The sequence below is a fragment of the Paenibacillus sp. 7516 genome (genome assembly GCF_002272715.1).
GTDB classification, from domain to species: Bacteria; Bacillota; Bacilli; order Paenibacillales; family Paenibacillaceae; genus Paenibacillus; species Paenibacillus illinoisensis_A.
Genome location: NZ_NPBI01000020.1, coordinates 97,627 through 123,333, shown reverse-complemented (window position 1 = coordinate 123,333; position 25,707 = coordinate 97,627). Strand labels below are relative to the sequence as shown.

24 protein-coding genes are annotated in these 25,707 nt (G+C 48.8%); 8 read left to right on the top strand and 16 right to left on the bottom strand.

Annotated features, from left to right (window positions below):
* Position 1: 1 nt before the first annotated feature.
* The 4 genes from chvE to CHI14_RS16455 form a co-directional block, all read right to left on the bottom strand.
* Positions 2-1,087 carry a multiple monosaccharide ABC transporter substrate-binding protein gene (gene chvE / locus CHI14_RS16470; protein ID WP_095289592.1) on the bottom strand — a complete coding sequence of 362 codons (1,086 nt, stop codon included), beginning with the start codon at positions 1,085-1,087 and terminating at the stop codon, positions 2-4.
* A gap of 302 nt (positions 1,088-1,389) precedes the next feature.
* Complete coding sequence (locus CHI14_RS16465) at positions 1,390-2,709, bottom strand: response regulator (protein ID WP_481856423.1); 1,320 nt, start codon at positions 2,707-2,709, stop codon at positions 1,390-1,392.
* Complete coding sequence (locus CHI14_RS16460; protein ID WP_095290117.1) at positions 2,706-4,562, bottom strand: cache domain-containing sensor histidine kinase; 1,857 nt, start codon at positions 4,560-4,562, stop codon at positions 2,706-2,708. The genes CHI14_RS16465 and CHI14_RS16460 overlap by 4 nt, the downstream gene beginning before the upstream one ends.
* 88 nt (positions 4,563-4,650) lie before the next feature.
* Entirely contained in the window at positions 4,651-5,658 is a 1,008-nt protein-coding gene (locus CHI14_RS16455) for a substrate-binding domain-containing protein (protein ID WP_095289591.1), read from the bottom strand.
* A 207-nt stretch (positions 5,659-5,865) separates the two neighbouring features.
* Between CHI14_RS16455 and CHI14_RS16450 the strand changes: the two genes are divergently transcribed.
* From CHI14_RS16450 to CHI14_RS16440, 3 genes are all read left to right on the top strand, one after another.
* The gene (locus CHI14_RS16450; protein ID WP_095289590.1) at positions 5,866-6,447 is read left to right on the top strand and encodes a LysE family translocator; all 582 of its coding nucleotides are present in this window, start codon (positions 5,866-5,868) and stop codon (positions 6,445-6,447) included.
* 18 nt (positions 6,448-6,465) lie between these two features.
* Positions 6,466-7,242: an AraC family ligand binding domain-containing protein gene (locus CHI14_RS16445; protein ID WP_095289589.1), complete on the top strand. Its 777-nt coding sequence runs from the start codon at positions 6,466-6,468 to the stop codon at positions 7,240-7,242.
* A gap of 114 nt (positions 7,243-7,356) precedes the next feature.
* Positions 7,357-8,025, top strand: a complete 669-nt coding sequence (locus CHI14_RS16440; RefSeq protein WP_095289588.1) for a phosphatase PAP2 family protein — start codon at positions 7,357-7,359, stop codon at positions 8,023-8,025.
* A gap of 70 nt (positions 8,026-8,095) precedes the next feature.
* On the opposite strand, the gene CHI14_RS16435 is transcribed toward CHI14_RS16440, so the two are convergent.
* The 4 genes from CHI14_RS16435 to CHI14_RS16420 all read right to left on the bottom strand — a co-directional run bounded on the left by CHI14_RS16435 (position 8,096) and on the right by CHI14_RS16420 (position 13,485).
* Positions 8,096-9,217, bottom strand: coding sequence for a Ger(x)C family spore germination protein (locus CHI14_RS16435; protein ID WP_170948167.1), 1,122 nt, complete (start codon positions 9,215-9,217; stop codon positions 8,096-8,098).
* Between the two features lie 4 nt (positions 9,218-9,221).
* A complete protein-coding gene (locus CHI14_RS16430) occupies positions 9,222-10,721 on the bottom strand; it encodes a spore germination protein (protein WP_249281148.1) in 1,500 nt (499 codons plus the stop codon).
* Positions 10,718-11,860: a GerAB/ArcD/ProY family transporter gene (locus tag CHI14_RS16425; RefSeq protein WP_095289586.1), complete on the bottom strand. Its 1,143-nt coding sequence runs from the start codon at positions 11,858-11,860 to the stop codon at positions 10,718-10,720. The genes CHI14_RS16430 and CHI14_RS16425 overlap by 4 nt, the downstream gene beginning before the upstream one ends.
* A 191-nt stretch (positions 11,861-12,051) precedes the next feature.
* A complete protein-coding gene (locus CHI14_RS16420; protein WP_095289585.1) occupies positions 12,052-13,485 on the bottom strand; it encodes a glycoside hydrolase family 1 protein in 1,434 nt (477 codons plus the stop codon).
* 90 nt (positions 13,486-13,575) lie between these two features.
* Here CHI14_RS16420 and CHI14_RS16415 point away from each other — a divergent pair, with 90 nt between their 5' ends.
* The 3 genes from CHI14_RS16415 to CHI14_RS16405 all read left to right on the top strand — a co-directional run bounded on the left by CHI14_RS16415 (position 13,576) and on the right by CHI14_RS16405 (position 16,104).
* Positions 13,576-14,520 (top strand): helix-turn-helix transcriptional regulator, encoded by a 945-nt coding sequence (locus tag CHI14_RS16415; protein WP_249281147.1) that lies wholly within the window; start codon positions 13,576-13,578, stop codon positions 14,518-14,520.
* 73 nt (positions 14,521-14,593) lie between these two features.
* Positions 14,594-15,409, top strand: coding sequence for a class I SAM-dependent methyltransferase (locus CHI14_RS16410; protein WP_095289583.1), 816 nt, complete (start codon positions 14,594-14,596; stop codon positions 15,407-15,409).
* A 77-nt stretch (positions 15,410-15,486) separates the two neighbouring features.
* A complete protein-coding gene (locus CHI14_RS16405; protein WP_141236693.1) occupies positions 15,487-16,104 on the top strand; it encodes an SMI1/KNR4 family protein in 618 nt (205 codons plus the stop codon).
* A 62-nt stretch (positions 16,105-16,166) separates the two neighbouring features.
* Here CHI14_RS16405 and CHI14_RS16400 read toward each other — a convergent pair whose 3' ends face one another.
* The 3 genes from CHI14_RS16400 to CHI14_RS16390 form a co-directional block, all read right to left on the bottom strand.
* Positions 16,167-16,961: a hypothetical protein gene (locus CHI14_RS16400; protein WP_095289581.1), complete on the bottom strand. Its 795-nt coding sequence runs from the start codon at positions 16,959-16,961 to the stop codon at positions 16,167-16,169.
* A gap of 92 nt (positions 16,962-17,053) precedes the next feature.
* On the bottom strand, positions 17,054-17,470 hold the full coding sequence (locus CHI14_RS16395; protein ID WP_095289580.1) for a hypothetical protein: 417 nt from the start codon (positions 17,468-17,470) through the stop codon (positions 17,054-17,056).
* Between the two features lie 277 nt (positions 17,471-17,747).
* Positions 17,748-19,028 carry a transcriptional regulator gene (locus CHI14_RS16390; protein ID WP_095289579.1) on the bottom strand — a complete coding sequence of 427 codons (1,281 nt, stop codon included), beginning with the start codon at positions 19,026-19,028 and terminating at the stop codon, positions 17,748-17,750.
* 200 nt (positions 19,029-19,228) lie between these two features.
* Between CHI14_RS16390 and fabV the strand changes: the two genes are divergently transcribed.
* Positions 19,229-20,419: an enoyl-ACP reductase FabV gene (gene fabV / locus CHI14_RS16385; protein WP_095289578.1), complete on the top strand. Its 1,191-nt coding sequence runs from the start codon at positions 19,229-19,231 to the stop codon at positions 20,417-20,419.
* Between the two features lie 151 nt (positions 20,420-20,570).
* Here the strand turns inward: fabV and CHI14_RS16380 are convergent, their stop codons facing one another.
* The 3 genes from CHI14_RS16380 to CHI14_RS16370 all read right to left on the bottom strand — a co-directional run bounded on the left by CHI14_RS16380 (position 20,571) and on the right by CHI14_RS16370 (position 22,907).
* A complete protein-coding gene (locus CHI14_RS16380) occupies positions 20,571-21,818 on the bottom strand; it encodes a winged helix-turn-helix domain-containing protein (protein ID WP_095289577.1) in 1,248 nt (415 codons plus the stop codon).
* Positions 21,819-21,944: 126 nt separating this feature from the next.
* The gene (locus tag CHI14_RS16375; protein WP_095289576.1) at positions 21,945-22,175 is read right to left on the bottom strand and encodes a hypothetical protein; all 231 of its coding nucleotides are present in this window, start codon (positions 22,173-22,175) and stop codon (positions 21,945-21,947) included.
* Between the two features lie 135 nt (positions 22,176-22,310).
* On the bottom strand, positions 22,311-22,907 hold the full coding sequence (locus CHI14_RS16370; protein ID WP_095289575.1) for a restriction endonuclease: 597 nt from the start codon (positions 22,905-22,907) through the stop codon (positions 22,311-22,313).
* Positions 22,908-23,165: 258 nt separating this feature from the next.
* On the opposite strand from CHI14_RS16370, the gene CHI14_RS16365 reads away from it, so the two are divergent.
* Positions 23,166-24,437, top strand: coding sequence for a hypothetical protein (locus CHI14_RS16365; protein ID WP_095289574.1), 1,272 nt, complete (start codon positions 23,166-23,168; stop codon positions 24,435-24,437).
* Positions 24,438-24,520: 83 nt separating this feature from the next.
* Here the strand turns inward: CHI14_RS16365 and msrA are convergent, their stop codons facing one another.
* Positions 24,521-25,036: a peptide-methionine (S)-S-oxide reductase MsrA gene (gene msrA, locus CHI14_RS16360; RefSeq protein ID WP_095289573.1), complete on the bottom strand. Its 516-nt coding sequence runs from the start codon at positions 25,034-25,036 to the stop codon at positions 24,521-24,523.
* Positions 25,037-25,240: 204 nt separating this feature from the next.
* Complete coding sequence (locus CHI14_RS16355; protein ID WP_095289572.1) at positions 25,241-25,498, bottom strand: GlsB/YeaQ/YmgE family stress response membrane protein; 258 nt, start codon at positions 25,496-25,498, stop codon at positions 25,241-25,243.
* Positions 25,499-25,707 lie beyond the last annotated feature (209 nt).

The following is a 25,707-nucleotide window of genomic DNA, read 5'->3' as shown; positions in this document are numbered from 1 at the left end:
ATTATTTCAGTCCGATTTCCTCTTTGGTGTAATAATTGGAGCCGACAATGTCCTTCTCCACATTGGTCCGGTCCACGGAGATCGGGTCCAGCAAATAGGCCGGAATTATTTTAATACCGTTGTTATATGATTTTTCGTCATTCACTTCTGCTTGTTTCCCTTGTAAAATGCTATTAGCCATCTCTACCGTCTGCTCCGCGAGCTTGCGTGTATCCTTGAATACCGTCTGTGTCTGCTCTCCGGCAACAATGGATTTGATGGAGGCCAGCTCCGCGTCCTGTCCAGTAATGACAGGCAGAGGCTTACTCTCTGATCCGTATCCGACGCCTTTCAGTGACGAGATGATGCCGATGCTGATTCCATCGTACGGGGACAACACGGCATCCAGGTTATCTCCGGAGTAATAGGCACTTAGCAGGTTATCCATCCTCGACTGGGCGAGTGCTCCATCCCAGCGCAAGGTCGCAATCTGTGCCATTGTGGTTTGGTTGCTCCGTACCACAAGCTTGCCGGAATCGATATAGGGTTTCAGTACAGACATTGCACCGTCGAAGAAGAAATACGCATTGTTGTCATCGGGTGAGCCGCCAAACAGCTCGATGTTGAATGGTCCTTTGCCTTCCTTGAGGCCAAGCTTCTGCTCTATGTAGGAAGCCTGGAGCACCCCAACCTTGAAGTTGTCGAACGTCGCATAATACGTGAGATAGGGCGTGTTCCGGATCAGACGGTCGTATGATATGACTTGAATGCCCTCATCGTGGGCCTTCTTGATTACATCCGTCAGTGTGTTGCCGTCCACGGATGCAATGACCATCACATCCACTCCCTTGGTGATCATGTTCTCAATCTGTGAAATCTGATTTTCGACCACGTCCTCAGCGTACTGCAGATCCGTCTTATACCCTTGTTCCTGAAATAGACGGACCATGTTCTCTCCGTCGCCGACCCAGCGCTCGGACGATTTCGTTGGCATGGAGATGCCGACATATCCTTTTTCCTTGCTCCCTGTTCCGCTCTCAGCCAGATTGCAGGCCGATAACATCAAGGTCATCACCAGAAGCCAGATCATCACTGCTCCTTTTTTCATATCAAGTTCCCCTTTCCTCGAATCATGCGGATCTGATTGTTTAACAAGATAACGCTTACAATCCAGAAATGAACTTCTATTGCCTTCTGTTTCTGCCTGATCCCATCGTAGCATTGTCAGGTTTGAGCAGTCTTTGCAGCTTTTGAACCTTTTTTATAAAAATTTAACTTTTGTATCCTCAGCAGGAGTACCTTATCCCTTTCTTTGAATACCGTTCCAGCTCCATCCCCGGACACAAAAAAAGAGTTGAACCGCTTCGCAGAAGCAGCGCAACTCTGTTGTCTTCGCCGTACCTTATAATGCTACACCCGGTCTGCGGAGGCACTCTGCCCTGTGCCCCCATCCTTCCGATACTGTGCGGGTGAAATGCCCATCACTTTCTTGAACGCCGTGCTGAAATAGTGCTGGGTATCGTAACCGACCCGTTCTGCAATGCTGTGGATAGGCAGTGCGGTTGAATCCAGCAGCTGTACTGCTTTGCGGATGCGGGCATGTGTGACCAGGGTTACGAATGTATCGTTTAACTCTTTCTTGAGCACCCGGCTGAGATATACCGAGGAGACTTGCAGACGCGAAGCGAGCGATTCCAGTGTAAGTTCCCGATCCGCGTATCCTTCATGAATGATCTGCCGAGCTCTGCGCACCAGCGGAGATAAGCGGGCTTCCCCATAGATAAGCTCACGGCATAACCGGTAAGCACTCGGGACCTCCTCCAATGCACCTGTATTCTGCTCCACATGAGCATGAACAGCAATATTCAGACAGGTACTAATTTGCTGTTCAATGGTGCAATCCAGTTCTTCCGGAGCTGCCCGCCAGAGACAGAAGCCAATTAATCCATTCGGGTCCCGGAACAGGACATGGGGAAGATCTCCCAGCAGTTCACCGATAATATTTTCTACGGCAAAAAGAAACAATTGACGATCATTCTCCCGCATAAGGGACTGACGTGCTTCGGCCGCAGGCCAGCGGACGACCCCGATCTGCACAGGCGGATCCGATGGCAGGCGCAGGAACGCAAGCTGCTCTCTCAGATCTTTTCCTTCCGCTCGGCCTTCCAGCCACTCCAGACAAAAACGCTGACGCAGCAGCGGAATATTGCGTTCGATCTGGTCGGCAGCCTGCTTGACGTAAGCCGTACGTCTACGTTCTTCATCCATGCGCTGTTTCAGGCGCACAAGCGCAGCGTTGAGCCGTTCTGCATCTACCGGCTTAAGAATGTAATCCTCCACACCAAGCCGCACAGCCTCTTGGGCATAAGCGAACTCATCATGCCCGGAGATGATGAGGCAGCGGCAATCCGGACACTCATCCTGAAGTCGACGGATCAGATCAATGCCGTTCAGAAATGGCATGTTCATATCCACTAGAATGATATCAATACCGAACTGGACAGCCAGCTCCAGCGCTTCCTCTCCGTCCTCCGCTTCACAGGCAACCTCCATGCCAAGCGCTTCCCAGTCAATGGCATCCCGGATGCCTTCGCGAATAATCGGTTCATCATCTGCGATCAGCACTTGGTAACGCCGGGCCGACTGCAATGTCTCGGCTGCTGCCACCGATGCTGCCGTACTCTCCGTCTCTGGTTCTGTCCAAGCTGCTTGGATCATTGCTTCCTTCATTGACTATCCCGCCTTCCCTCAGTATCAAATTGCAACGTTTGTGGAAGTTCTTTCATCAACGGCTGAGTGATGGTCACACAAGTCCCTTCACCTTCCCGACTATTCAAACTGATCCCGTATTCTTCTCCAAAAGAAAGCCGAAGGCGTGCCTGTACATTCAGCATGCCATAGCTTTTGCCGCCCTGACCGGCTTCCTGTGTTTCCATGCTTTCCAGCGGCGTACCGAGCAGCTGCGCCATCTCGTGCAGCCGCTCGCTGGACATCCCGGCGCCATCATCCTGTACCGTCAGAACCAGCTTATGATCTTGTACTTTGGCTTCAATTCGAATCTTACCCGGACCTCGTCTGCCCTTAATCCCGTGATAGATGGCATTTTCCACAATTGGCTGCAGCACCAGCTTAAGCACGAACAGCTCCTTGAGCTCCTCCGGAATCACCAACTCACATTGAAGTCGATTCCGGTACCGGGTCTGCTGAATCTGCAGATAACTGGATATATGTTCAACCTCGGATTGCAAGGGAATGAAATCATTGCCTTTGCTAAGCCCAATACGAAATAGTCTGGACAGGGCTCCCACCATCTCGGATACATCGTCCACACCTTTCCTCTGTGCCATCCAATGGATCGTATCTAGGGTGTTATATAAAAAATGAGGTTTGATATGCTCCTGCAGGCTTCGCATTTCAGCATCCCGTTTTTGCCGCTCCCGTAATTCGTTAAGCGACATGAGCTGCCGGATCTGTGCCAGCATTCGGTTAAAACTTCTACCCAGCATGCCGATTTCATCAGCCCGATCGCTCCAGCGGCCGGATCTGAGATTTCCCGTTTCCGCCCTGCGCATATACGACATCAAGCGGAAAATCGGTTGAGCAATGGAACTGGAGAACCGAAGAGAAGCGCTCAGACCAAAGAGACAGACCACGAACACAAAACTGACGACGTAAAACTTAATCTGGCGGACTTCAGCGATCGATTCCCTCGCCGGGAATACCCCTACAGTTCTCCATCCTGTAAACGAGGAAGACTGGTACATGAACAACAATTCCTTCCCATCCGTTTCTGCGTTAAATATTCCGCTATCCCCGGATGGGAACCACGCCGATGGAATCTGCTCAACAAGTGGGTTGTCCGGCATATAGACACTTCGCCCTTCTGCATCGGTCACCATCACATATCCCGATTTCCCCAGCGTCACATCCCTGGCGGCCTGAGATACGGTACGCAGTTTCAAGTCAATCATGATGACACCGAGCACGCGTCCCGATGTTTCATCCGTAATGGAACGTGCAACAGACACAATTTCACTATCCTTATACCGAACATGTGTCGTGATGTTACGCTGTCTCGGTTGACCCAGAACAGTAAAAATGCCGGCATTCCGGGACGCACCTTGATACCATTCCTCCTGAACCAAGCTCTGATTGGTTTTCGGGTACATCTCGTTGCTAATGTAATCTCCGTTTCCGTTCACAAGGACAATACCTGCAATTTCTGGATACAATGTCGTGAATCCCTGCAAAAACTGCTTGATCCCATACAGTTGATCCTGATCTTGGGACTGATTCGAATCGCCACTGGATACGGCTGCTCCTGTATGACCGTCAAACTCCGTTTTCCCTTCCATGAACGCACGGATATCCGGGTCAAACGCGATCAGATAGGTCATGTTTTGCAAATTCTCCATCTTGCTGTCAAGCGCTTCATTGACTTTGCCGATCAGCTGCATCGTGTGTCCCTCGACCTGCCTTTCAACAATCCGTTCCACAGTCCAGTTCACCAGCAGTCCGAGTCCCACTGAAGGAACAATCGCAAAGAGCAAAAAGAGCAGCATCAGCTGATAGCGCAGCGGCATATTACGCAAACGAAGCCTCTGCAATCCACTCTTCATCCGGAAACGAATTTTCTTCCAGCCGAGGGGCATTCGAGAACGATGTTCTGTTTTATTTGGCATAGTAATCATCTACATTCGATCGTGTCACGACAGAGATTCCGGTATCCACCCTAACCGGCAGCGGTGCATTTTCATCGGAAGAAGACGGTGCAGGTACGGTCAGTTGGTGGTGCAAATGAAACAGGTATTGAAGGGACCAGTAGCCCATATTCCAGGTTCCCTGTGCGATCGTTGCAGAGATTGTGCCACTCTTGATCATGTCCAGTGTAGCTTTATTGGTATCAAAGGATATGATCTGCAGCGGATAACCTGCATCCCCATTCTGAACCGCTTCGCCAACGCCCGCTGCTCCTGTCGCTTCGGTTACAAAAATACCGCCGAGCTCCGGATATGTCTTCATCATTCTAAGAGCTTCATCTCTCGATTTCATTGCATCTCCGTGCCCATCCGCGACTTCAACAACCTTCATGGAAGGGTACCGATCACGTATGGTATCGCGGAAGCCTTCCGTTCGTTCCTCATGATTTTGCTGACCCGGCATGGTCAGAACAGCGACTTCTCCCTCCCGGCCCAGAAGCTCGGCCATTTTGTCCGCAGCAGTCACCCCTGCTTGATAATTGTCCGTGCCGAGAAAAGAATATGCCCTGCTGTCCGGGGCATCCGCATCAAACAAAACCACCGGAATACCTGCATCCAATGCTTTGTTAATCACAGGAATAAGCGATTGCGGGTCAATGGCGGAGATAGCGATGCCTGCCGGTTTCCGCGCAATCGCTTGCTCAATGATCGTCGTCTGTTCCTTCGGGTCATATCGGGTAGCTCCCCGATACTCCACGGTTACTCCGAGCGCATCCCCCGCATCCTCGAAGCCTTTGAGCACACTTTTCCAATATTCCAAGCCGGACTGAAATGTGATCATGATGTATGTTTCACCAATATCTCCACGCAGTCCCTTGGCTTCCCAAGAGCCATTCGCTTCGCTTGAGAATTCATACCTGAGTACATACAGTGCAAAAGCCGAGATAAGCAAAATGTAGACCAGCAATGTCTTTTTCATATTCGTTTTCACATCCTTGAGATCTGTCCACTTGCGTTTCGCTTAAATTGTAAACGCAAACACGTAAAAAAGAAACCGCTTTCCTCTCTAACCAAAATATCTTCATACTTTCGATCTCAGGTTGTGCTGCTGCAATAATGTACTATCGGTTCAACCAGCCCCGCAGTATGATCATGAAACTACAACTTGGGGAGGCACTATGAAACGATGAACCTTACATCCTTTTTGATTTATTGCATTGTGGTTACCTTTACGCCAGGACCCAGCAATATTGTCATTTTATCTTCCGTCCAGCACGCGGGCGCACGCAAAACCATGCATTATGTGTGGGGAGCCACCTTGGCATTTGGTATGCTGCTTGCCGCATCGGCTTTTCTCAATCATCTTCTGGCCAGCATCTTGCCCAGTCTTCTGCATGTGATGCAAATCGTGGGCAGCCTGTATATGCTGTACCTCGCCTATCAGATCTATAAGATGGGATCTTCCGAGGAGGCACCGAAACAAGCTACCGGATTTGTGAGCGGTCTAATCATGCAGTTTGTGAATCCGAAGGTGATTCTGTTCACGTTCACCGTCATCCCCAGCTATGTGCTGCCCTATTATGACACCTCGCTGTCAACGGTACTGTTTGTCTGTCTCATTACATTGATTGGATTTTTGGCCTTTACCAGCTGGGTTGTTTTCGGCTCTCTGTTCAGGCAATTTTTGCATGATCATCAAAAAGCTTTTAGTATCGTGATGGCCCTCTTTTTGGTATACTCAGCCATTATGGTATCGGGGCTCATCTAGATTGGAGGTATGCATGGAATGGAGCTGTTCAATTATAAGAAGTCGTCCGATGTCCTGGCCCTTTCGGCCAGTTTTACGGATTTTACGTATAAGAAGCACTGTCACGAGGAATATGCGGTTGGCGTGACGCTGCGCGGTATCCAGCAGTATCATCTGGATGGTCATTATCAGGCTTCCCACCAGAACGGGGTCATGCTGTTTAATCGGGAGCAGTCCCATGATGGCAGTTCTTACGACAAGGCCGGAATCGACTACGTCATGTTGTATCTGAAGCCGGAGGTGGTAGAAGACATTCTGGGGAAAAAGGAATTGCGTTTCTCCTCTCCCATCGTCTATGATCCTCAGCTGGCACGAAGTATTCTCATGCTGAACCATGCCGTTCAGAGCGGGCAAGATGAAGCCAAATGCAGTGAACTGCTCTTCAGCCTCGTGCATCTGCTGTCCCAGTCGGAGATCGATACCCACATTCCCGGACCTCGTGACGGGCTTGTCCGAAAGGCCAAAGAAATGATGTTCAGCAGGTTCGATGATGTGCTGAAATTGGACGATCTCTGTACCGAATTCAATATGTCCAAGTTCCAGTTTATCCGGGAATTCAAGTCACATGCCGGCATATCACCCTACCAGTTCTTCCTGAACTGCAAGGTTGAACATGCCCGGCAGGCCATAGAGAAGCATCAGGATGTCTACTCCGCCGTTGCCGAATGCGGATTCGTCGATCTTACGCATTTGAACAGACATTTTAAGCGTGTCTTCGGCGTTACCGCCTATGAATATATGCTTCAACTGAACTGAATCGCTAACCTTTTTGTTCAAGCAATATTTAAGGTGAAATGATAGCATAATACCCATATCGTATGGCTGGCGGCCCAACATATGAAATTCAGACATCCTGGAGGAACATGACATTTGAACCAGCAAGGGAAAAAGGCCTTCTCTATCCCGCTGCTCCTTGCAGCATTGAGCCTTACCGTATTTGCACTGATTGCCCTGTCTATCAGTGATAACCAGATCCACCGTTTTGATGATAACCTGATCGGATGGATTCAGGGGATGGAAGCACCCGGAATGACCAAGTGGATGCAGGTATTCACCTGGATTGGCAGCGGATGGCCTGTGATCATCATAACGATCATCTCCATGATGGTCTTATATCTTTTCCTGGGGCACCGACGGGAACTTCTGTTTTTGGCAGCAGTCATTGCAGGTTCCACGCTGCTAAACACCCTGTTGAAACTGGCGTTTCAGCGTGCCAGACCCACTATTCACCGCATTATCGAAGCGAGCGGTTACAGCTTCCCAAGCGGACACTCGATGGCAGCTTTCAGCCTGTATGGCGGACTGGCCTTTCTGATCTGGAAGCATATCCCGACAGCAGCAGGCCGGGTAATCATGATCATCGTGAGTGCAGCCTTTATTTTGACCATTGGCATGAGCCGGGTTTATCTGGGTGTACACTATCCCAGTGATATTGCCGGAGGTTACTTTCTGAGCGGCAGCTGGCTGGCCATTTGCATTTGGTTTTATCAGCGTCATGTGGAGCGGCTCTCCCTGCTTCATTCCAAACCTCTGACATAGAACATCAAAATCAGAACATAGGAAAGACCCGCCACCCTCAGAGCTGAGGTTAGAGCGGGTTTTCCTGTTTTTATTCCTGAATGCCATCCTGGACGAGAGTCATCTCTACGTGAGCCCGAATATCCATCGAGCCATAATCTTTGTAGAATTTTTCACTGTCCCAGTGGCGGGTACAACTTCTCACATACTCTCCAAACCCGAACGGATCCACATTCTCTCTCTGGCACTTGCGGATCAGTTGATTGATTTTGGCTTCCATATGCCTTTTCATTTCCGATTCCAGTTCCTTCATCTCCTTGCCGGATAACAGAAAATCATTCCGTGAAGCCTTAATCACGGACGCGCTGATGTGGATCTTTGAATCCAGCGCTGCTGCTGGGGTATCTGAACGCATCCGATGCTTCACGGAAGATGATACAATTTTGATTAGGGCATCATTGTCTGTTGTATTAGCCGATGGCTTCTGTGCCCCTTCAACCTCATTGATTTGTGCAAGAAACTTGCCATTCTTGGCATCCTCCGTAAGCAGCTTCAAACAAAGCCCCTCTTCATCGCTCAGCTGAAGTACAGCTTTTTCCCCTTTGAAAACCACGAGCCCACCCAGCATAATTTTATCCTGATCGTTCAAACGAAGACGAGGGAGATAGATATTCTGTCCTTTGCTGAAATATTGGAATAACGTCTGATGCAGACTGAAGTGAGGCAGATTGGCAAAATTGCCGTTTTGCTCGATTAATTTCATCAGATACAGAGGATCATGAGCAGGAATGGATGCCTTAATGATATCCAGCGCCTTTCCTTCCGCTACGGCAAACTGCATACGTCTGGATACCCGGGTATTATGGGATAACACCCGCAGAATATCGCCTATCCCGTGTTTTGCATAGTCCTCACCCAGGACCATCATTCTTAATTGGCCATACTCAATAGGCTCTTTTGCCTGCATATTCATTCTTGGCATGACATCAAAGCTGTTGGTTGAATCGATCTCCAGCAGTTCGACATCACTTTTGTCCTTCTCGGTATACTCACCGATGAGCACGCTGTTGTGAATCTGTTTATCTTGCAGATCGTAAGCAGAAGTTAGGACGAGGCTGATCTCATTCACAATGCTCGTATCCTGGCAGGAGCTGAGCATCAGCATCCCCATGACGCACATTACGGCGAGTTTCAATTTGGATAGACGTATCATACGCTCACTCCTCATCCAGTTGATTCGTTTGATGAACCCTTCCCGGCTTGTAGCGGATGATGGAAAGCGGCCTTAGATAGCTCGGCCTCTTATCCGTCTGTTGATAGGAAGCACGAATCAGGCTGTCTTTCAGATCCCTGAACCGCATTGGATAAAAAGGAGCCATGTAAGGCGACCCCAGGGATTTTAATCGTGACAGATGAACAAGGAGGAAGCAGAGTCCGATCGCGATCCCGAATGCGCCCCAGATGGCAGCCAGTATAATGATCGGAAAACGCAGAAAACGAATGGCATTGGACATTTTATAGATCGGTGTCACAAACGAAGCCAGTGCAGACAAGGATACGATGATGATCAGTACGTTGCTCGTAAGTGCGGCCTCTACGGCGGCCTGCCCAAGAATGATCCCGCCAACAATACCCAGTGTTTGTCCGATCCGGTTCGGCAGCCTGGCTCCTGCTTCACGCAAGAATTCAATCGTCGTCTCCAGAAATATGGCTTCCACAAAAGGGGGAAACGGTACGTTTTGTCTGGATGAGATCAATTTGCCAAGCAGCTCCTTGGGTATGACTTCATAGTGAAAGGTCATTAATGCCACATAGAGTGCTGAGGCAAACAGCGAGAAAATGACTCCAAAAATGCGAATCAACCGAAAAAAAGATCCAAGCGCCCACGGCAGATAATAATCTTCCGGCGAGACAAAAAAATCAAACAACGTGGATGGCCCTGTAATAAAACTTGGCGAGCCTTCGCTGATGACCGCAACCTGCCCGGTGATCAAGGCATAGATGACTCTGTCTCTCCGTTCTGTCGTCGTAAACAAGGGGAACGGCGTAAGTGAATTATCCGCAATCAGCTGATCCAACTGTGACGTATCCAAGACAGCATCAAAATCGATTCCCTTCAGTCTGTCCTCCATTCGGCTGACGTTCTCGGGATGAGCAATACCATCCATATACAGAATGGCCACTTGGGATTGGGACAAGGAGCCCAGTGTCATTTCCTTGATGATCAGATTAGGTGTCCGCAGCTGTGTACGGATCAGATGCAGGTTAACCGGCAATGCCTCGACGAATCCGACCTTGGGTCCGATCACGCTAAATTCATTTTCCGTGTCGTTATCACTTCGTATCCCTTCCTTGCCTGGCATGGGAACCAGAATACCCTCATGGGTCTGTCCGCACTGCCGGATAAGCAGGCTGCCTTGAAGAAGGGATTTGACCATTTCCTCGTCTTTATCGGTAAGGTTCGTTTCCTCTATGGGAATATGCGTGAGCACATCCTGCAAATTCACTTCTTCGCTTGAAGGGATGCGTTCCTGCAAGGAGTGGATGGCTACTTCAAGGAGATGGCTGTCCACGAGCGTTTTATAGTAGCAGACTTCAAGAGCCAGTCCGGAGACGGTCATCGTACTTATGATAAAATCATCAGAGCGACGGCATGGATCGAGCGGGTCATGAGATGTACTGGACATCTGTTGGTTGTCACTGGCAGGTGAATTCATGCTTCCTCTCCTTTGGGCTGGTCCGGCATGTCCTGATGTCCAGCAGAGCCCCCCAGATTCTTGCGGATCAGGGAGATGATAAACAGAAGCGGGACATATAACAAAATCAATATTTCGCCCGTTCTGGTGTATATCTCGGTGACCATATCAATATCCACGGTGTCTTTAACCACAAACAAAAGAATAGCAAAAAGGACGATGGCGAGTTTCAGTCCGAGACTGGGCTTGATTGATCTCTCCAGTTTCAAACAATGACATGCTGCCCAAAGCCCCAACGTGATGATGGATAGAATTTTTAGCAGCCAAAAGGATAACACCAGATACTCCATCCGCTGGATCAAAGGCATTTCAATAATGCTGATCAGGCTCAGGGTAGGCCACAAATGTTCCTTCATCTGTCCATGATTAAAGTACATAAAGGAATAGATAAAGAAAACCAGATACACTATGGTTGCAGTAACCAAGGCGAGATACGCCCATTTGAGCGAGCGACCTGGCGTCTTGATGTACGGATATACGACCAGCAGAATGCCGCAGCCGATAAATTCATGAAGCATATCCCTTGTGGACAGCCATATGGATGTGACATCGTGATCCAGCACAGGAAGAAGGTTTCGTGGATGAAGATAGGAAGAGACCAGGAACGTCTGCGGGAAGACAAATACTAGGATGAAGAGGGTGCCCCAGAGGCACATGCCGGTGACCGACTGAATGCCGCCCGACACACAGTAATAGACAAGCAGCAGAACCACGATGCCCAGCAGCCAGTTATTTTGTGTGGGAAGAATCCACAGCTGGATTATATGAATATAGGAGCGATAGGCTACAAAAGCACCCAGCAGAAAATATAAAATAAAGATCCAATTCAGGACTGAACCCGCGATTCGGCCCCAATACCGTCGATTGATGTGAACGAGAGAGGAATGACCGGGGGATTGGCGTGACAGCAGGACAAACATCATTTTAAGGATGATGGAGATCATGACAGCGGCGGCCAAAATGCTGATCCATCCATCATTCTCCGCGCCGCGCAGCATTTTATATTGAAAATTCATTAAACCCACGCTAACCAAACTTACATAGAGCACAAAATACACATGAATGGGTGACATGCTGTAGCGATTCCCGGAAGTGTTCACAGAGCTCTCCCCTTTTCTGAACGATCATATGAATCTGCTGAAAAAAATCACGTCTAGCGTTGTACCTTCACTTATGCTCAGTCACTTGAGTTAAGTATGTAAATAATTCAAGATTTTATTCAAAAGCAAATACCCGCCTATTCCCATAGAGGGAACAAGCGGGTACGGCATCTCTTTTTATCAGCAATCCATTATAGTTCTTCGCCATTGGATTCAATGACTTTTTTGTACCAGTGGAAGCTCTTCTTCGGCGTTCTGCTCAGATCACCATTTCCATCATTATCCTTATTGACATGAATGAAGCCGTAACGCTTCTTCATCTCTCCGGTCGATGCGCTGACGAGGTCAATACATCCCCACATCGTGTAGGCAATGAGCTCCACTCCATCCGCGACTGCTTCTTTCATTTGCTCAATGTGGCCTCTCAAATAATCAATGCGATAGTCATCCTGAATGGTGCCATCTTCTTCTACCACATCGACTGCACCCAGACCATTCTCAACGACCATCAATGGCACCTGATAGCGATCATAGAGATGATTCAGCGTGTAACGCAATCCTTTCGGATCAATCTGCCAGCCCCAGTCGGAAGCTTCCAGGTATGGATTCTTGATCCCGCCCAGCAGGTTGCCTTCGGCTCTCTCCAAGGACTCGTCCGCACTTTCAACCAAGGACATATAATAGCTGAAGGAGTAGAAGTCCACGCAGCCCTCACGCAGGGTTTGCTCATCTTCCGGCTGCATTTCGATCTGAATGCCCTGCTCTGCGAAGAAACGTTTGGCGAAACCAGGGTATGCCCCTCTGACTTGCACGTCCCCACAGATCATATTGGAGATCTGATCCTTCTTCTGGGCAAGCAAAATGTCGTCCGGATTACACGTATTCGGATAAGTTGTCATGAACGCAACCATGCAGCCGATTTGGAAATCGGGGTTAATCTCATGTCCAAGCTTGACAGCCTTCGCACTCGCCACGAACTGATGATGCAATGCCTGGAAGCGAGTCTGCGGATCGTCGATGCCGTCCGTCAATGTTTCTTTCCCTTCAAACAGAATACCCGCCGCCATATATGCGCCCATCGGCATGGTCAGACAGTTGATCTCGTTGAATGTCAGCCAATATTTCACCTGGTCCTTATAACGATTGAACAGGGTTGTACAATAACGGAGGTAACAATCAATCACTTCACGTGAAGCCCATCCGTTGTATTTTTGCGTCAAACCAAATGGTGTCTCATAGTGAGAGATGGTTACCAACGGTTCGATGTTATATTTCTTCAGTTCGGCAAAAACTTGATCATAGAACTGCAATCCCTCTTCGTTGGGCTCCAGATCGTAACCGTTCGGATAGATCCGGGACCAGTTGATGGACATGCGGAACATTTTGAAGCCCATCTCTGCCATCATGGCAATATCTTCTTTGTAATGTCCGTAAAAGTCTACAGCCTCATGGCTCGGGTAATACGTGCCTTCTTCAAGTACTGGCGTTATCCGCCGCGGAGTCGTATGGGTTCCGCCTGTCATCATATCGGATGTGCTCGGGCCTTTGCCGCCCTGGTTCCATCCGCCTTCGAATTGATTGGCAGCTGTTGCGCCGCCCCAGTAAAATCCATCTTTCATTTTCATGACAAGTCCTCCTCTGAATGAGCTGCTTAACACTGTAATACCAGTGTAGCATCCATACCCTGACACCTATTGTCATGGTATAATCAAGGCATGGAAAATAACCGATTATTCCGAATGCTGCTGCTGTTACTCGAAAAAAAGAAAGCCACCGCGCTTGAACTCGCCCGCTTGTTAGAAATCTCGGTACGCACAGTCTACCGTGACATTGACCGGCTGAGCGCGGCGGGAATTCCCGTCTACACCACCACTGGCAAGCACGGTGGCATCCATCTAATGGACAATTATGTCATGGACAAGTCCCTGCTGTCTGAAGAAGATCAGAACGAAATTTTGCTTGGCCTGTACAGTATCAGCGCCATTCCCCACCTGAACAGTGTCCATATGCTGAAACGGCTAACTGCCTTGTTTGATCACAAACTGGATTGGATTGAATTCGATTTCTCCCCGTGGGGCAATATCCCTGTGCAGGAAAGAGAAATGTTCAACTTAGTGAAGCAGGCCATACTGACCAAGCAAGGGATGACATTCAACTATATCGACTCTGACGGAGAACCAAGTGTGGAAACCATCGCACCCGCCAAACTCATTTTCAAAAATAGTACATGGTATATCGAAGGACAGGACGAAAGCCTGCCGCATCCTACCGAGAAAAAGACATTCAAGATGAAACGGATCTCCGAGCTACGTTTGCTGCCCAGGCTGCAAGAGCATGGATCAGCTTCTTCCACAGCCGGCGTGGAAAAGACAACTGTGAACGCTCCCTTATCTCTGGATCTCTTATTTTCAAGTTCCATTGCTTATCGGGCGCTTGATTTCTTCGAACCTTCCCGGATCAACAAACAGCCGGATGGTCGGCTTCGGGTGACGTTGGAAATTCATGAAGGAGAGCGGCTGTATTCGTTTCTGATGTCATTTGGTGCTGAACTGACCGTTCTCGAACCTCCACATGTTAGACATGAACTGCTCCGCCGATATCAACAGGCTGTCAAACACGTGCAAACATTCAATCCTGACGGCTTCAAGCCCGATGAATGATATAATGGAATTGCCAAGAAGTTGAATTTATCAATTCATTGCAAGTCGCCCATTTTGTAGAGGAGGTTTATCCATGCAAGACATCAGACGCAACAATGTGGAACGTTTCAAAGGCTTCGGTACGTTATATGACCAGAATCGCCCGGCTGCACCCACAGAAGTCGTGGAAATTCTGAACACCTATCTCGGCACCAAACCAAGATTGGTTGCAGATGTGGGCTGCGGCACCGGGTTATCCTCATGGATCTGGCTGAATGAAGCTGAACGCATTATTGGTGTAGAACCCAGCGATGACATGAGAGCTGTGGCGGAGGCCAAATGGGAGGCTGCTGGCAAACCGGATCATCTGCGATTTGTATCAGGCTTATCTCATGAACTGGGATTGCCAGACGGCAGTGTGGATATTGTAACCTGCTCCCAATCGTTCCACTGGATGGAGCCTGAGTCCACACTTCGTGAATTCGCACGTGTACTGCGACCAGGAGGCATATTTGCCGCTTATGATTGTGACTGGCCACCTGTCCTCGATTGGCAGCTGGAGCAGGCATATCAGCAGCTGATCTCGGAAGCCGATCTGCAAGCCTCCAGTCTGGAAGCACAGGAAAACCAGGCTCATAAATGGAGCAAGGACAGACATCTGCAGCAAATAAGCCAATCGGGCCTGTTCCGATATGCCCGTGAGATCGTATTCCATCACCATGAGACGTTTGATGCAGATCGGTACGTCAATCTGGCCCTCAGCCAGGGCGGCTTGCAGACAGCGCTGAAGCTTGGAGCAGACGAACTATTAACGGCCGCGGATGAATTCAGAACGCTCGCAACCCGGGTATTTGACGGACAATCGAGAACGGTTTTGTTTTCTTACCGCATGCGTCTGGGTATCATCTGACCATCTTCTCATCATTCCAATCATATAGATCCAACCCGGAAGAAAGGCAGTGAATCGCTTTGAATGATTCGAACATCTTGCTGCAAGATCGGACTTACATTGAACAATGCTTGGATAACTATTTTAATACCCCTCATCAAGACATCCTGATGTCCCTTCCAGCCAAAACAGAGGATGAGGATTACGGCGTGCCTATGGATATGCAGGATGGTACAGTAGATGACGAAGGCTGGGTTCGTTGGAGAATGCTCGCTTCTATGGTGACGGAGGATCAGATACGCGAGCTGGAGCAATCCTGTGGATTGCCCGTTCCCGTCCCGCCGCTATATCGTGCATATCTGAGCACAAGATACGTCATGAATGTCTATCTGCGTTTCGATGACTTTGTCATAGGTCTGCCGGATCTACCCTCCGATCGTCCATTACGTCGCTTACAGGAGTTATGGGTAGCCTGGAAACCACTAATCGTCGAAGGGTACATTCCACTCGCTACATACGAAGATGACGCCGGACCGGTATGCTGGGACATTCGCAAACCGGGTGGTGACCATGATTATGCTGTCGTTTGGTTCGATCATGAACTGCTGGTGCACGATGAATGGCCTAGTCGCGAACAGCTTGAAGGCTGGGCTGTACCTCTATTCCCATCATTCCGGGATATGCTCAGCCCACTCGCGTCCAGCCACGATTCATAACTTACAGCTATTCAAAAAAGACGGTTCCTCCTCTGCGGAGAGAACCGTCTTAGGCATATGGATCACGATGAGAACAAATGGCTTAACTGCTCCTCCTGCACATTCAATGCAAGTACCAGCTTGGATGGATCCTGCTTGGAATAGATGACGTTAATGATGTGACCCTGCTGAACCTGAGAGAGTGCGGAAGGCAAAATATCCTTTTGCGTTGTCACTTGAAACGTCTCCCCATTCGGCGGGGTCACACTGAGCGTGAGCTGAAGCTTAATCTTGCCTGTTCCCGAATTCCCCAGCGGGGTGACGTCGAGAATCTTGGCCATCGCTTTCTCTCCCGTACGGGCAATATCCATCATATCTGGAGAAACGCCCTCCTGGATCATCTTCTCGTTAAGCAGTTCCTGCAGGTCCGCTTGCGATAGCTGTCCTTTCAGATCAATCCCCACCTTACGCTCATCCTTCTCGGAAACGACCAGCGGAACAAAACTTCCTGGCTGAAACTGTGCCAGCGCTGTAAGGGGGACGACCGTCTTCAATTCAGTGTCATATTTCTCCCGTCCTTTGCGCGATACAGTCAGGCTGAGCCTCACTTCTGGCTGTTCATTAATATACGTGCCTGTCTGCTGAACGCTTCGAATGACGCCTACAGCAGGAAGTCCTGACTTCACCCGACCCACGCCAAAGATGTTACTTAGAATGGTTGGAATGAAAATTAGTCCAAAGCCTGCAAAGATCGCCGGTTTATACCACCAGGCCTGCATGATGATAAAGGGATCATTCCAGAGCTGCTGTGCCAGAAATGGCGAAAATCCCACCCCGAATACGGTCAACACACCAATCAATCTCAATATACCTGTCATATCCCCCACTCCTTCATCTCTATAATTCGTTGTTATATGAATAAAACAAACTACTCTCTATCCGTACTGTGCTTAATCCTTGGGGTGAACATTTAACCTGTCAACAATCCCATATAAATCAGTTCCGACGGATTCGCAGGATTCTGACCTAATCCAACCCGGTCTCCCACCCGGGGAATCTGCATCTTGGATACTAGCGTTTCCAGCGTTCGCTGATACTGTCTGCCACTCGTCTCCGTTACATCCAATACGAGTACCACAATGGGATCAAAGTTGATCAGCTTTCCTGTATCGGTAATCGTGAGGACCGTAGCCGTGGCTGTTAAGGGAAGTGAACCCGTCGCTGCCAGTTGTGCCTGTTTCGCCGAATCCAGACTCTGATTGATTGCTTCCCGGTGCTGCTTGGGTACAAAGCCTTTCATCATCAGGCCGGTAAGTCCTTTGTTCATCACTCGATCTGCTTTTGCAATGGCGTCTTCCTGTTTGTTCTTCTTGCTAAACCATCCCATCCGAAACACCTCATTTGTTTGTTTTTTGTTATATATTCATTATAAACAGGAGGGCTTCGCCTTGAATATACTTCTGACTGCATACAAAATAAACGCCAAATCCGTAAATTCAATCCCGATATGATGGCTGATTTTTATATTTAGTTCATTTAATTCGCAAAAAAAGAGCCGAGTATCGGCCCTTTAATTGGTCCCGGAATCATTTATTTTGTGGAAAATGGACCCGCACTGAACAATAAACAGCGTCAAAGCATGCATCTCAAGCTAATTTACTCCCTTATTTTTTGCGCAGCAGATAAACCAGCTTCTTATAATACATCGCTGCCTCTTTATACCTGCGCTGATCCTCGGATACCACCGCGAGTCCCTCATATAACGGCTCCAGTCTCATGGCATGCTGTGTCGATTCGAAATAGGGGAGGCATGCGAGGGCCTGTTCCATAAACGCTTCACGATTCCCATGTGCCAGGGCCAGATGACTCTGATAAAACGTTCCACTCATCTGTTGATCTTCTGTTATTGCATATTTCAGCAGGTGATCCACACTTTGTGCAAGCATGCCCCAATGTTTGCGGCCAAGTGCCACCTCACAGCGATACACACAGATGAGCGGCTTCATCGCCTGCTGTGTTTCTTCCGGCTCCTGCAGCAGCAGCGTCTCAAATCGCTCAATCTCCGTCTGAGCCTTGTCTAGTTCGCCCGTCATGGTCAGCATGACAATTCGATTGTTAGCAATCGCAGTAACGAGATCTCCCTGATTCCCGGCATACACCAGGTTGGCTTCCGCCATCGTAAGAGCCGAGAGGGCTTCCTGCACAAGCCCCATGGCGAAGCAATAACCGCTATATGCAACATATAAACCCGACAAGCGGTGGAATAGACGCTGATCATACACATGTCGCATCGTCAGTTCAAAGACCTGTTTGGCCTCTTCATATTGTTTGACCTGAATATAGGCTTCCATTTTGATATTTTGTACCGACAGCCAAAACTCACTTCCAGGGAGAGCCAGCTCATTGAGTCTTGTTGCATGAGTCAATACGTCGACATAAGCAAGCTTGGAACGATAATATTGCACTTTGTAATACAAGAGGGCTTTCGCCAGCGGACGAGGCAGATCGACATCATCCGGACGACCGTATTTCTCCAAATAATAATTCAAATAGGAAGTATGGATGTATTCATGAGCGGCTGCATCGTTCAGCTGCTGGTAATACACAGCTTTCATAAGAGCGGTCGTCAGCTCAACCGTCAGCGCATCATCCCGGTCTTCCAGCGCATGCACGGTGTCTTCCGGTATGGCCGAAGCCGGCACGGACAGCTGTGCAAAAATGGCTTCTGCCCGTTCCAGTGTCTCCTCACTCTGATCCGCTGCGTGCAGCAGATAAGACGGCTTGACTGCCAGGCGTGAAGCAAGGGCTTCAGCCAAGTCCTCGGGAAGCGGATACCGATCCGCCAGTATATTCGCAAAATGAGCCTGTGTCACCAGACCCTCAACCAGGTCCTTGCGGGAAATTTGCTTTCTTTTACTCAGAAATTCAATCCGTTCCTTCAGCATGGGCGTGTGTTCCTTTCGATTCATTGCTGTAAATGCTATGAACTATCATCGCAAAATCAGGGAATCAATGCCACCCTTTTGACGAATTCAAATGAAACGGTTTCCGTTTCGGTGACAATTGTTTTACAATAAGGAGGTATGCAATGGAGAATATGGACTAACTATTGACACATGAGTTGATAATGAAAGGATGCCAATGAATGATTATTAAACCAAGAACGCGTGGTTTTATTTGTACGACTTCCCATCCTGTAGGTTGTGCCGCACAGGTGCAAGAACAGATTGAATACGTGAAATCCCAACCGGCGCTGAAAGGGCCACGTAATGTGCTCGTTATCGGTGCTTCTACCGGATACGGACTCGCATCACGTATTGTCTCCGCGTTTGGCGCAGGAGCGAATACCATCGGTATTTACCGCCCAAGCAGCTCGACGGACAAGCGTACCGCTTCGGCAGGATGGTACAATTCTGCTGCATTTGAGAAGGCCGCGGAAGAAGCAGGCCTGAAATCGTACAGCATTACTGGGGATGCATTTGCTAACGAAACGAGAGAAAAAGCGGTTGAGCTGATCCGCAGCGAATTCGGCCAAGTTGACCTTGTCGTCTACAGCGTGGCGTCCGCACGGCGCACCGATCCGAACACCGGGGAAGTTTCCAACTCCGTGCTGAAACCAATCGGACAATCGTACACGAACAAAACGGTCAATTTCCATACGGGCGAAATCACTTCCGTTACCCTGGAGCCTGCAACCGAAGAAGAGATTCGCCAAACGGTAACGGTAATGGGCGGGGAAGACTGGGAACTGTGGATGGATGCACTGCAGCAAGGCGGCGTGCTGGCAGACGACGCAACGACGATTGCGTTCTCCTATATCGGTCCTCAATTGACACAGGCCATCTATCGTGAAGGCTCCATTGGTCAGGCCAAGGATCATCTGGAGGCGACGGCACACAAGCTGAATGATCGCATGAGTGCGACGGGTGGACGTGCATATGTGACTGTAGCGAAAGCACTTGTCACCCAGTCCAGTTCCGCGATTCCTGTTGTGCCGCTGTACATCTCTGCCTTGTACAAAGTCATGAAGGAAAAAGGACTGCACGAAGGCTGTATCGAGCAATTGCAGCGTCTGTTCGCTGATCGCCTGTATGCCGGAGGGGACGTTCCAACAGACGAGAAAGGACGCATTCGGATTGACGATTGGGAGATGAGAGAGGATGTACAGGATGAAGTCGCGAAGCTCTGGAATGAGCTGACCACAGACAACATCTACGATCTGTCGGATCTCGAAGGGTACCGTCGCGAGTTCTTCCAGCTGTTTGGTTTTGAGACCGATGGCGTGGACTATGAAGCTGACGTGGATCCCAATGTGGAAGTACCACATCTGCGCTAATCGCGAATCAGAGATACGCAACGCGGGTACGTACATCAACGAATAATATAAAATTAAAGGAGAGCCCAGGGCTCTCCTTTTGTTATGTTCAGATTTATAGAGTGAATGATTTATCTTCTTCAATCTCATATCCCCTTCATGCATCAGAGGATCATAGGGACTTCAATCCTTTTTTTAGAGCTGCAGGTACCGTCTTTTCCACCTTGATGGACTGCGCTCCATGCATGGTGGCGAAGAAGGCGAGTCCATCCCGAAAATCGGACATCCATTCTTCCACCGGAGGAGCACTTTCCTCCATAGATAACAAACGGACCGTGAGCGTTCCCGTTTTACGATCCAGTCTGGGATCCATCCGTCCGATCAGCCGATCCCCGTGAAGAATGGGCATGGCGTAATAGCCATACGTCCGTTTCGCTTCAGGCGTATAAATCTCCCACTTATAATGAAAATCAAACAAATCCACAATCCGTTCCCTTCTCCAGAGCAGGTTATCCAATGGGGGTAAGAAACGGACCGCACCTGATGCCTCATAATGTGTCTCGTCCTGCTGCATTCTCAGCAGCAGTTCTTCATCCTCTGTCCGGATGTAGTAGGTTGTCATGACCCCCTCAATCTCCAGAGGGATCATTCGTCCATCCGCCACACGTGCAGCCATTTGGGCACGCCGCTCAGCTGCGGACCATTTGAGCCATCCGAGTCTGGCATCACGGGTATCCACTACCCGATAGGCATGGATGTATTTATCCAGAAGTGCTTGCTGTTGGATATGCGCCTCCTGTTCGACACTAAGGCCAGGCCTCTGTTGATACAGATCCGGTTCAGTGATCTGAAAGTATCGTTCATTGCCCTGCCTTGCTACGACCCGGATGGCCGCAGTATCCAGCAGCAGGTTCAGTGCAAGACTTGTATCCTTGGTCTTTGGTGCATCCGGACGATCCCAATAACCACTGACTCGTTCAACCGCACGAAATGCTTTGGAGGGTAGCGGTCCTTCCTCCCTCAGACGCTGCAGGACATGCTGTACGGTTACCTCCAGACCCTGCAGGGATGGATTAAGCCGTTCCCTTAATCTTGCACGCACAGGTTCGAAGTACGCGTAATCCTCCATCGGGATGACACATGCGGCATTGGCAAAATACTCGAATACCTTGTGCTCACGGAGCAAAGTATGTAAATATGCAGGATCGTACCCCGGATCGCGGGCACCCAGAACCAAATGCTGATTACCGGTCACTGCTGCAACCGGATCAATCTGCACGCAGCCTAAGTTACGAATCAGACGCATAACCTGATCCGGTCCGGACGATCCCGATTCTGCTGGCCAGCGTTCCAGCAGCAATTGTGTATGCAGCAAAAAGCGCCGAACAGCTGCCTTTGTCGTACGCAGGGTTGTAGTCATGATGGATCATTCGTCCTTTCTCACAGGATTCATGGTTCGCATTTACGATTTTACAGTTTGTCCTATTTTTCCATTTTATCAGTCTTCAATGAAGCAATCCAACCAAAGCGTTAAGTAAAACATTCATTAAGCGCCCTTGCCGCACATCCCGTGGACAAAATAAAAAGAAGCACCACCATCCTGGATGATCCGCTTCTTGTGTTTGACCTTTTGCAGTTTTTCTTGTTTGGTTGGCATGAGTCGAACATGTTGGGATAATGCACCATAATTTTCGTTTACTCTTCGGCTCTGTTCGGGACAATATTGTCCTGAGCGCTCTGCTCTGCGTAATGCTTTTTGTGTTTGGGTACGTGCCATAATGGATATACACTCTCCTTTGGTTGAATACAATCAATATATCATGTGCAGGCATGCAAGTGAAGGTGAACCCTGCCTAGTTTCTTCGTAAAAAGGCCCAATCGGGCCTGATAAATGCATTTCTAATTTAGAACTCTAGCGTGTAGTTCGTTTTCGTCTCGATTGCCAGGTTTCTACCGGTTCCTGATCATCTTCTTCAATGAGCTCCATGGCTTCTTCCACTCTTCTCGACTTGAACAGGACAATCAGATCCATCAGATCTTCCCGGTCCAGCAGCTTCACACCGTTGACCGCAGCCAGAGTCCGGCAGGCTTCCGTGTACCTCGCTGAAGTCAGAACGATTGAGCGGTCTGCTTCATAATAACGCATCGAGGTGTAAATCTCCTGCACAGCACTCAAACCAACCGGATGATTCGCTCCATATCGTTTGGCCTGAATCACATTCCGTCTGCCCAGCCGGTCTGTAAACACAAGATCCGCTCCGAAGTCACGGCTGCTGGTCGTCTTGTGAACTTCTTCGTATCCGAGCTGTTGAAACAAATGAAAGAGATACAACTCAAACTCCGAACCATCTTCCATTTTGTCGATATCCTTGATTGAAATCTTGCGAGGGTTGGCTTCACTGCGTATACGCTGTCCCCGCCGGATGATTCGCCGAATTACCAAGGCCAGCAGCAGCAATACAGCGATCGATCCAATGACCCAAGGGGTTAAGTTGTCATTCCAATTCATGTCTGATCTCCTTGTACATTCCTCTGTCTGAATCGTGCCTATGTTAGAATTAACCATCATTACCGCACTTAATATAACAAACTTCTACCCGGTTCGGAAGAAGATGAATTCCCTGTAACCGTTACACTTCATCAAACATAGATAATAGGATACATCACGGATAAAAGGTTACAGTCTCTCAGGTTGAATTCGAACTGGATTAAATGGTAGAATTCAACAATCGGTTCTATTTTGAACTGAAGAAAGGTGGTTTATAACTTGCTTACATTAAACAAACGCAATACCAAAACTTGGGCAGCCCTGCTACTCAGCGGCGTGCTCCTCTTCAGTATGAATACAACGGGTTATGCCGCAGTACAGAGTGAGCCGCTTCCCAAACCCGCTTGGACTTCGCCTTCACTGATGCAATCCCAAGTCAACACGGAGAAAGACGTCCTGGTCAAGGAGATCAACGCTGTCCCTGCCAAAAACCTGGTATACGTACATTCCTCCCAGCCTGTGACCAAGACAAGCAGTGCCACAACGCTAGCCTGGCAGCTGGATACACTTCAGGCCCTGGATGCGACAACCGGCAAAGTGAAATGGAATTATATTTTTCATGAGAAAAGCGGGCCGTATACGACCTACTCCGATTCAATATACACCAGTTACGGCACAGCCTATGTATATATGGAGTATTCGGATGGAACCAAGAAAGTATATTCATTTAACACATCCGGCAAAACGAACTGGGTCAGAACGGTAAATGCTCCTTCCGATCTGTATCTTCTCGATGACGAAACCTTGCTAGTCGCTTCCAGTCAAGGTGCACAGTCCAACGGTTCGGTTCGAACCGCTATCTCGCTTTATGACAAGAAGGGCAAGATGATTACCGAGAAGACGATTAATGGTGCTGTACTCCAGGCAGGCAGTGACCGCATTGTGGTAGATGCCAGCAAACGAATCAAAATTGGCGGTTACTGGCAGCCAGCAGCGAATCCCAAAGTGGAGATCTATGATCGTTCGCTCACCCGCCTGTCCTTCTATCAATTCCCGAGCAATGCCAACACGCAGGGAGACGGCGGTGGTGAGTCACTTGCTATACTGAACGATGGCTCCGTCATCATGCGTGCCAACTTTGAGAACACAGGCAACAAACTCATGGGCTTCGGAGCAGATGGAAAGCTCGCTTGGGGACGCAGCATTCCAGGTAGTGCCTTCATTCAGACAGCAGGCAACGGATATACCCTGTTTACAGGTTCCAAGCTGGAGCTGTACAACATGAAAGGCAAAGTAACCGAGCGCACGTTCAAAGATCAACAGCCTGTGCTGATGCAAGTGAAGCGGACACAGGATGGACAGTATCAACTTGATTTTGCCAAAACAGGATATATTGTGAACCCCAAAACCCTGGAAGACGTGCATGTGTACACAGCCAGCGCTTCGGTTCCTTCTATTATAACTCCTTCAACATATGTCAATGATGTCCTCTACACCATTCAGGATGATGCTTTGTCCAAACATGTGCTTAAGTCCATGTCCGCAAAATAATTCATCAGCCTTGATTAAGAAAAAAAGCCGGGTCGACTCCAAAAGGAGCCTGCCCGGCTTTTGCAATATGATCTTCCCTTGTCTTACTTCCAGTTTGTTTCAATAAATTCATCCCGTCCGGATTGGGCACGGTCTTCCTTGTAATGCTTCTCATTTTTCTTGTGGTAATCCTGATGATAATCCTCGGCCGGGTAGAACACAACCGCATCCCGGATTTCTGTCACAATGGGCTGGTTAAATCGTCCACTTGCGGCTAGTTCCTGCTTGGACTGCTCCGCCAGTTCACGCTGTCGCTCATTGTGTACAAAGATCGCTGTACGATACTGGGTTCCGCGATCCTGGAACTGACCTCCGTCATCGGTTGGGTCAATCTGCGGCCAGTAAAGCTCCAGCAGCCGCTCATAGGGAAACAGCTCCGGATCGAATGTGATCTCAACCACCTCAACGTGTCCGGTTTCACCTGTTTTGACCTGCTCATATGTGGGATGTTCAACGTGACCGCCTGTATACCCGGATACAATCCCGTGAATGCCTGGCTGTTCTTCAAATGGTGTAACCATACACCAGAAACATCCTCCGGCAAATGTCGCTTTTTCCATGGTCTCTCTCTCCTTCGTGCACTCATCTATTATTAGGAAACCTTGCTTGTCACCCAAACTAAGGTTTCGTTATGAACCGCTGCTTATCTATCTTAAAACAAAAAGAGGTTGATGGAAAGCCATCCATATGGCTTCTCATCAACCTCTTCATTATAAACGGGAAACATCATTTATTTCCCATGGATTCGTAGTGCAATAACGTCGTTACCCGCGACTACGACCCATTGAACGGAAGATCAAGCTTACGATTGCTACAAGTACGATGGCACCAATTAATGCCGGTACGATGTAGAATCCGCCCATTTCAGGACCCATCTCTCCGAAGATCACGCCGCCTAACCATCCACCGATGAAACCAGCGATAATGTTACCGATAACACCACCTGGGATGTCACGACCAACGATCAGACCTGCCAACCATCCAATAATACCACCGATAATTAATGACCATAACCAACCCATACTACTCACCTCAATTAAAAGTTTTTGTTGTTGTCTGTCTACTATTAACCGCTACAGAAGCATTTAAACAACTGAATTAAAAATTGTTGTATATTACCTTTTATTCATATGCTTCATATCCGCACGACAAGCCCGTCTCAGCAAGGGAACAACTCATTTTTGCTTTCCGTTCGACCTTCAATAGCTTCAACGGCTTAATTGTACCTCCC